This window comes from Nocardioides sp. (assembly GCF_025965415.1).
Taxonomy (GTDB): domain Bacteria; phylum Actinomycetota; class Actinomycetes; order Propionibacteriales; family Nocardioidaceae; genus Nocardioides.
In genome coordinates this window covers 1-3,030 of the sequence record NZ_JAOPWY010000080.1, presented here as the reverse complement: position 1 = coordinate 3,030, position 3,030 = coordinate 1, and the positions used below count along the sequence as shown (strand labels likewise).

The following is a 3,030-nucleotide window of genomic DNA, read 5'->3' as shown; positions in this document are numbered from 1 at the left end:
CCCGGAGTTCGGCTGCCGAATGGGCATCTGCCTGACCTGCACGTCCCGCAAGACCGAGGGCACCGTCCGCAACGTGCTCACCGGCGAGGAGTCCGCCCTGCCCGACGAGGAGATCCGCATCTGTGTCTCCGCCCCCGTGGGCAGCTGCTCCGTCGATCTCTGACCGGTACGCGAGCAGGTCGCGCCGCGACCTGCCCCAGCACCTTCAACGAAAGGCATCCCTGACATGAGCACCGCCACCCCCACCAGTGCCAACGACAACAAGCTGACCCCCGAGCAGATCGAGGCCTTCGGCAACGAGATGGACGCGATCCGTCAGCGGCTGATCGGCCAGCTCGGCGAGGAGGACGCGAACTACATCCGCGGCATCGTCAAGAAGCAGCGGCAGTTCGAGGTCGCCGGCCGGGCGCTGATGTACCTCCCGCCCGCCTGGCCCCTGGCCGTAGCCGCCCTGAGCGTCTCCAAGATCCTCGACAACATGGAGATCGGGCACAACGTGATGCACGGCCAGTACGACTGGATGGGTGACCCGGGCCTGAACTCGCGCATGTACGAGTGGGACAACGTGTGCCCCAGCGACCAGTGGAAGTACTCCCACAACTACATCCACCACACGTTCACCAACATCCTCGGCAAGGACCGCGACATCGGCTACGGCATCCTCCGCATGGACGAGGACCAGAAGTGGCACCCCTACTACCTCGGCAACCCGGTCTACGCCCTGCTGCTGATGGTCTTCTTCGAGTGGGGCGTCGCGATGCACGACCTCGAGGTCGAGAACATCGTCAGGGGCACGCGCACGCTGGAGGAGAACAAGCCGCTGCACGCGGGGATCATGCGCAAGGTCCGGCGCCAGGCGCTCAAGGACTACGTGCTGTTCCCGGCGCTCACCGGACCACTCTTCCCACTCACCCTTGCCGGCAACGCGACCGCCAACCTGGTCCGCAACGTCTGGGCGTTCAACATCATCTTCTGCGGCCACTTCCCGGCCGGCGCCGAGACCTTCACCCAGGAGCAGTGCGAGGACGGTGCCGACGGCAAGGAGACCCGCGGTCACTGGTACTACCGGCAGGTCCTCGGCTCGGCCAACATCTCCGGCGGTCGGCTCTTCCACGTCATGTCGGGCAACCTGAGCCACCAGATCGAGCACCACCTGTTCCCCGACCTGCCCGCGAGGCGCTACCCCCAGATCGCGCCCGAGGTCCGGGAGATCTGCCAGCGGTACGGCATCGACTACACGACCGGTCCGCTGCGCAGGCAGCTGAGCAGCGTGGCGAGGAAGATCTGCCGCCTCGCGCTGCCGGGGCGCACGACCACGCGGCCGTCCGAGCCGGTGGCCGCACGTCCGCTGGCGGCCTAGTCCTCGGGGTCGTCGAGCCTGGCCAGCCAGACGGCCAGCCGCTCGATCGGCGTCTCGAAGTCGGGATGCGCGTCGACGAAGGCCTGCAGCTGCTCGGCGAGCCAGGCCAGGGTGACCTCCTCGTCACCCCGGCGCCGCTCGAGCTCCTCGATCCCGCGGTCGGTGAAGTACATCGGTGACCGGCTGCCTCAGTAGTCGTTGCCGCTGCTGCGGGGCGTCTCGAAGGCCGCGTCGAGGAGCGTCTTCTGCTCCTCCACGTGGCGCTTCACCGTGCCCACCGACGGCGACGCCGACGACGGGCGGGTGATCGGCTCCACCGTCAGGCCCAGCTCGGGCCAGACGGTGAGCTGGTAGTGCGGCCACGGGCCCATGTTGCGCGGCTCGTCCTGCACCCAGCGGATCGCCTTGAGGTGGGGGTACTTCGCGACCTCGGCGCGGATCTCGTCGAGCGGGTTGGGGTAGAGCCGCTCGATGCGCCCGATCGCGAACTTCGCGCCGTTCTCCCGCTTGGCGCGCTCGACCATGAGGTCCCAGGTCACGCGACCCGAGCACATGATCAGCGTCTCGACCTGCGCGGGGTCCGCGTCGGCGTCACCGATGAAGGGGCGGAACGTCGTGTCGCCCACGAAGTCGGCCGGCTGCGAGGCCGCCTCCTTGCGCTTGAGCATCGACTTGGGGGTGAACACGATGAGCGGTCGGTGCTCCTCGCCGAGCGAGTGCCGGCGCAGCAGGTGGAAGTACGACGCCGGGGTGGACGGCTGGGCGACCACCATGGCGTCCTCGGCGCACATCGTCAGGAAGCGCTCGATGCGGGCCGAGCTGTGGTCCGGCCCCTGGCCCTCGTAGCCGTGGGGGAGCAGCAGGACGACGCCCGACTGCTGGCGCCACTTGGTCTGGCCCGCGGAGATGAACTCGTCGATGACCGTCTGCGCGCCGTTGACGAAGTCGCCGAACTGCGCCTCCCAGAGGACGAGCGCCTCGGGGCGGGCCACGGAGTAGCCGTACTCGAAACCGAGGGCGGCGTACTCCGAGAGCAGCGAGTCGTAGACGTGGAACTTGGCCTGGTCCTCGGTGAGGTTGGTCAACGGCGTCCACTCGTCGGCGTTGACCCGGTCGATGATCGTCGCGAAGCGGGACACGAACGTGCCGCGGCGCGAGTCCTGGCCGGCCAGCCGCACCGGGCGGCCGTCCATGAGCAGCGAGCCGAAGGCCAGGATCTCGCCGGTGCCCCAGTCGATGGGGCCGTCGGTGATCGCGGCCGCGCGGCGCTGCAGCTGCGGCATCACCTTCGGGTGGACCGTAAAGTTCTCCGGCGGCGTGACGTAACTGTCGGCGATCCGCTTGAGGACCTCCGGGCTCACCGCGGTGGAGAAGTCGCCCGCCGGCTTGTCCGGGTAGTCGGGGACGGTGGTCCACTCGGTGGGCGCCTCGGAGCTGGCCTCGCGCACCTCGGTGAAGACCCGCTCCAGCTGCTGCTGGTAGTCCTTGAGGACCTGCTCGGCCTCCTCGATCGTGATGTCGCCACGGCCGATGAGGGACTCGGTGTAGAGCTTGCGCACCGAGCGCTTCTGCTCGATCAGGTCGTACATCAGCGGCTGGGTGTACGACGGGTCGTCGCCCTCGTTGTGCCCGCGGCGGCGGTAGCAGACGAGGTCGATGACGACGTCCTT

Annotated in this window: 4 protein-coding genes; 2 read left to right on the top strand and 2 right to left on the bottom strand. The window is 68.5% G+C overall.

Annotated elements, in window-relative coordinates; translation table 11 throughout:
* Positions 1-19: 19 nt before the first annotated feature.
* A complete protein-coding gene (locus JWN97_RS21205) occupies positions 20-163 on the top strand; it encodes a hypothetical protein (RefSeq protein ID WP_363321267.1) in 144 nt (47 codons plus the stop codon).
* Positions 164-226: 63 nt separating this feature from the next.
* Positions 227-1,360, top strand: coding sequence for an acyl-CoA desaturase (locus JWN97_RS08295; protein ID WP_297621222.1), 1,134 nt, complete (start codon positions 227-229; stop codon positions 1,358-1,360).
* Here the strand turns inward: JWN97_RS08295 and JWN97_RS08290 are convergent.
* A complete protein-coding gene (locus tag JWN97_RS08290) occupies positions 1,357-1,533 on the bottom strand; it encodes a DUF6104 family protein (RefSeq protein ID WP_297621220.1) in 177 nt (58 codons plus the stop codon). The two genes, JWN97_RS08295 and JWN97_RS08290, sit on opposite strands and share 4 nt — an antisense overlap.
* A gap of 15 nt (positions 1,534-1,548) precedes the next feature.
* Positions 1,549-3,030 (bottom strand): thiamine pyrophosphate-dependent enzyme (locus JWN97_RS08285; RefSeq protein ID WP_297621218.1); only part of this gene is annotated, 1,482 nt, incomplete at its 5' end.

Coding starts and splice junctions, on each gene's coding strand:
- JWN97_RS21205 (WP_363321267.1), top strand. CDS start 20: ATGGGCATCTGCCTGACCTGCACGTCCCGCAAGACCGAGGGCACCGTC.
- JWN97_RS08295 (WP_297621222.1), top strand. CDS start 227: ATGAGCACCGCCACCCCCACCAGTGCCAACGACAACAAGCTGACCCCC.
- JWN97_RS08290 (WP_297621220.1), bottom strand. CDS start 1,533: ATGTACTTCACCGACCGCGGGATCGAGGAGCTCGAGCGGCGCCGGGGT.